The 3,458-nt window shown below is 38.8% G+C and carries 4 protein-coding genes; 1 reads left to right on the top strand and 3 read right to left on the bottom strand.

Going from position 1 to position 3,458, the window contains the following annotated elements; genetic code table 11:
• Window positions 1–603: 603 nt before the first annotated feature.
• The 3 genes from ACQR30_RS08390 to ACQR30_RS08380 all read right to left on the bottom strand — a co-directional run bounded on the left by ACQR30_RS08390 (window position 604) and on the right by ACQR30_RS08380 (window position 2,269).
• Window positions 604–825: a hypothetical protein gene (locus ACQR30_RS08390; protein ID WP_429733979.1), complete on the bottom strand. Its 222-nt coding sequence runs from the start codon at window positions 823–825 to the stop codon at window positions 604–606.
• Window positions 826–1,380: a hypothetical protein gene (locus ACQR30_RS08385; RefSeq protein ID WP_429733978.1), complete on the bottom strand. Its 555-nt coding sequence runs from the start codon at window positions 1,378–1,380 to the stop codon at window positions 826–828.
• 499 nt (window positions 1,381–1,879) lie between these two features.
• The gene (locus ACQR30_RS08380) at window positions 1,880–2,269 is read right to left on the bottom strand and encodes a helix-turn-helix domain-containing protein (protein ID WP_429733976.1); all 390 of its coding nucleotides are present in this window, start codon (window positions 2,267–2,269) and stop codon (window positions 1,880–1,882) included.
• Between the two features lie 106 nt (window positions 2,270–2,375).
• On the opposite strand from ACQR30_RS08380, the gene ACQR30_RS08375 reads away from it, so the two are divergent.
• On the top strand, window positions 2,376–3,458 hold a 1,083-nt coding region (locus ACQR30_RS08375; protein ID WP_429733975.1), incomplete at its 3' end, for a hypothetical protein.

Raw genomic sequence — 3,458 nt, 5'->3', positions numbered from 1 at the left:
TCACTTAATTTTTATTTTTCAAAGTTAAAGTTATTTTGTTTCGTCAGTTTTATCTTTTGTCAAAAATGAAAGGGAAAGGTTTTATCGCCCTAGATAAAGGTTACACTTTTTATTATTAAATACTGCTATAAGTTTAAAAAAATATTTTAATCCTATTTATGGTTTACAACTTTAGGGTTGCCGTTTCCTCATTTTTTATGTAGCTGTTGTTTTTTAAAACTTATCCATAAAATGGCTTAGTGTTAATGCTTAAAATTAAAAGCGTATAAAGCCATTTTATGGTTAAGTTTGTAAGTATTGCTACCTATAAAAAATAGTGGTAAAACGGTGCATTAAAAGTAACCATTTCTGCCTCCTTTTGTAATAAGGGTTTACAACTTCCATTTTAATTTGCTTTTCTTCTTGCATATTCATTATTTTTTATGGTTATAAAATGCTTAAAGAAGAAGCTCATTTCTGACAAAAGAATATTATAAACGGGGTTACAAAAAATTGTACCACCACTGGAGTATTCACACACTTCCCAACCAGGATTGCACTCGTGCTATTACGCAACAGTTTTAAAATCGGCCTTACAATAAGCAGGGATAATTTACTACTTTTTCATATCCAACCGTTAGCGTAGGGAGTATATTCGTGGCGTAATATGGGGGATTGCTTGTAACGTTTTGCAGCTACCCGAAGGCGGCGATATCGAAGCACTTCACTGTCAAAGCACAAACTTTGATAGAAGCACAATGCTTGATTTAACCACTGAACTGCCACTTTTGGGTAGGTGCTGTTAGCAGTAGGGATTCGTTCTGTATTTTGGTATTGCTTTATCATTTATGGTTCAATTAAAGGAAAGAGTCGAATTGCGCCACTCTTTGTTTCCCAATACGATCCTGATTTATTTCTGTGTGGTAAAGTCCCATTTATTGGGCAAACCAATAACTCGGCTAATTTAATTGTTGATTTGGCAAAATCCTCGATGTCATTATCACTGACTAAAGCACCATCAAAAGTAAAGTGAGCCCCAACCTGATTCCTAATAGCTTTCAAGTTTTTAATCTCATCTATTACAGGTTTTAAATATACTTCATCGGCAACGTTATTGTTGCAATACTTTCCATCTTGTAAACAATCCATTCTTTGCACTTTCAGTACTTTAAGCAAGTCTTTTGATAGGCAATCTAACAGTTCACTCAATGTGTAATCATTGCCAGGTTTTCTTTTCAAGCGACTTTGAAAATTAATTGTCAAAAAATCAAGAATAGCTTCTAAAAATCTGCCCGTAGCTCCTGAAAGATTTTCACGGTGGAAAAACACTGGTGAACTTAAATAATACTTTATTTCATCTAAAACTAGTTGTGGTTTTGCAATTGTAATACCTCTTTCCATTGACCACCCTCGTAATTCCAAAAACTGAATATTGAGATTTGGTGCTCTGTTATTCCGATATCTTTCACGCCACGGTCGGTAATGCGTAGAAATGAATACGTGAGCGAAAGTTTTTTAATGTCGACAATACAAAATACGCATGCCGTCTAAAATTGAAAACGTTTGTATCATTGAGCTTAAGAGATTTCATAGGTAGCTACTGCAAAGTAAGAACAACAAATAGAGACAAAAATACTAAAAACCGTATCACAAATCAAGGTTTCATTCTCTTGAATAATACGACCGGTAGAATTGCAGCGAGTGCTTCGAAGAGTTCAGAAACTTTATTGAATGCAGTCGCGGGTATATGGAGCTTTATTATGCTTATAAAAAGAAATCATTGAAGAAGCTATAGTAAACTTAATGAGCTTAACTTCTATCCATACTCCCACTAGCTTAGATATGTGGTGTAGGCACAATAAGTGTGTGCATATCTGTGCAAAAAAGTAACTTTGTACTTTTATTTTTTTCCTTCCAACAATTTTTGGATGACTGCATCTTTGTCTTTGAGCATGCGTTCATAGAGTCTTTTGTTTTCTTCGTAGAGTTCTACTAATTTGTCGATAGGGTTAAAATTGTACTGGTAAATTGCTTGGGAATTATCGTTCATTGTCTGTATCTGGAAAGCAATTGTTTCTTCGCTAAAAGTTTTGATAGCCTCCGGTGTAACACCCAGCACTTTAGACAGTTTTTCCAGCATCGGCACATCGAGTGTTTCTTTCTGTTCCATTTGAGAAATTGCCTGTTGGCTAAGCCCGAGCTGTATTGCCAGTGCATCCTGCTTGATACCGAGCATCTCGCGTATGCGTTTAACGTTATGTCCTTCGTGTATGGTTTTCGCTTCGTTCATACTACAATAATACAAAATTTTTCATTGGTAAGAAACAATCCTTTTGTTGTAAGATACAAGTGCCGTACAAGCCGCTATACCCGCAGTAATGTTTTAATTGCCTTTTATGGAAAAGGCAGCTTCTATACCGGGCTATGAAAACTATAGCGTAACACGTAACGGCGATGTGCACCATGGCGAACGCCAACTAAAACCCATACAAGCTGCGGGTAAGTCGGCAAGGGTAAAACTAAGGGCTGGAGGTAAAGTTACCGCCATTGCTGTTGCCAAGCTGGTCGCTATGACCCATGTGCCCAATCCCCATAACCACACCCACATCATTTTAATAGACAGGGATAAGGATAACTGTCATGCGGATAATATTGTTTGGGTATCTCTTAGCGACAGCATCCGCTACAACCAACGCCATATTGAAATAGAATCTTTATCCCAACAGCCATCCACTTTGGAAGACAGTGCGGACAGGGCAGCAGCAATGCCCATTCCCGGTTACGAAAATTATGCTGTAACACCGTGCGGTAAAGTGTACCATGGACAACACCGTCTGTACGCCTCACAAGGTGCAGGCAACAGGGCAGAAAGGGTAAAGCTGCGCGATGCTCAAGGTAAAAGTATCCGCATCACTACTGCCAAACTGGTCGCTATGACCTTTATACCCAATCCCGACAATTATGACCGTCTTATTTTTATCGACAGGGATAGTGCCAACTGCTGCGTGGAAAATCTCCGTTGGGTATCGGCGGTAGGCTTTATCCGTTTTGTAAAACGCTGCGCCGAAACTGATGAACTATTGGGCATAGCCCGACCTAAAAGAGAACCTGACTGGATAGACCCTGAAAGAGTAGCCGTGAAAGGCGTTCCGGGCTATTACATTACGCGGAAAGGCGTGGTGTACAAGGGCGACATGATTATAAAACCGATAGTCAGAAAAAAGAAGTCGCTAAAAGTACGTGTGCGTGTGGGAGAACGATACAGATACCTGGGCTTGGCAAAATTAGTAGCCGGGCATTTTATACCTAACCCCAAAAAATTTGAACACGTTATTTTTAAAGACCGTAACAACCACAACTGCCATGCGGATAACATTGCATGGGTGGACGGTGAGACGTTCATTTATTACAGCGGTATCATCGGTGGTGCGCAAAAGATAGTTTTGACAAGAGAGGAAGCTTTGAAAGAATCTACTGAT

It is taken from the genome of Arachidicoccus sp., assembly GCF_050436765.1.
GTDB lineage: Bacteria > Bacteroidota > Bacteroidia > Chitinophagales > Chitinophagaceae > Arachidicoccus.
Note: the sequence above shows the minus strand (reverse complement) of the source record. Positions and strands in the feature narration are given on the sequence as shown.

Bases quoted from the DNA above. Each gene is read 5' to 3' on its own strand.
- ACQR30_RS08380 (WP_429733976.1), bottom strand. From the start codon at position 2,269: ATGAACGAAGCGAAAACCATACACGAAGGACATAACGTTAAACGCATA.
- ACQR30_RS08390 (WP_429733979.1), bottom strand. From the start codon at position 825: ATGATAAAGCAATACCAAAATACAGAACGAATCCCTACTGCTAACAGC.
- ACQR30_RS08385 (WP_429733978.1), bottom strand. From the start codon at position 1,380: ATGGAAAGAGGTATTACAATTGCAAAACCACAACTAGTTTTAGATGAA.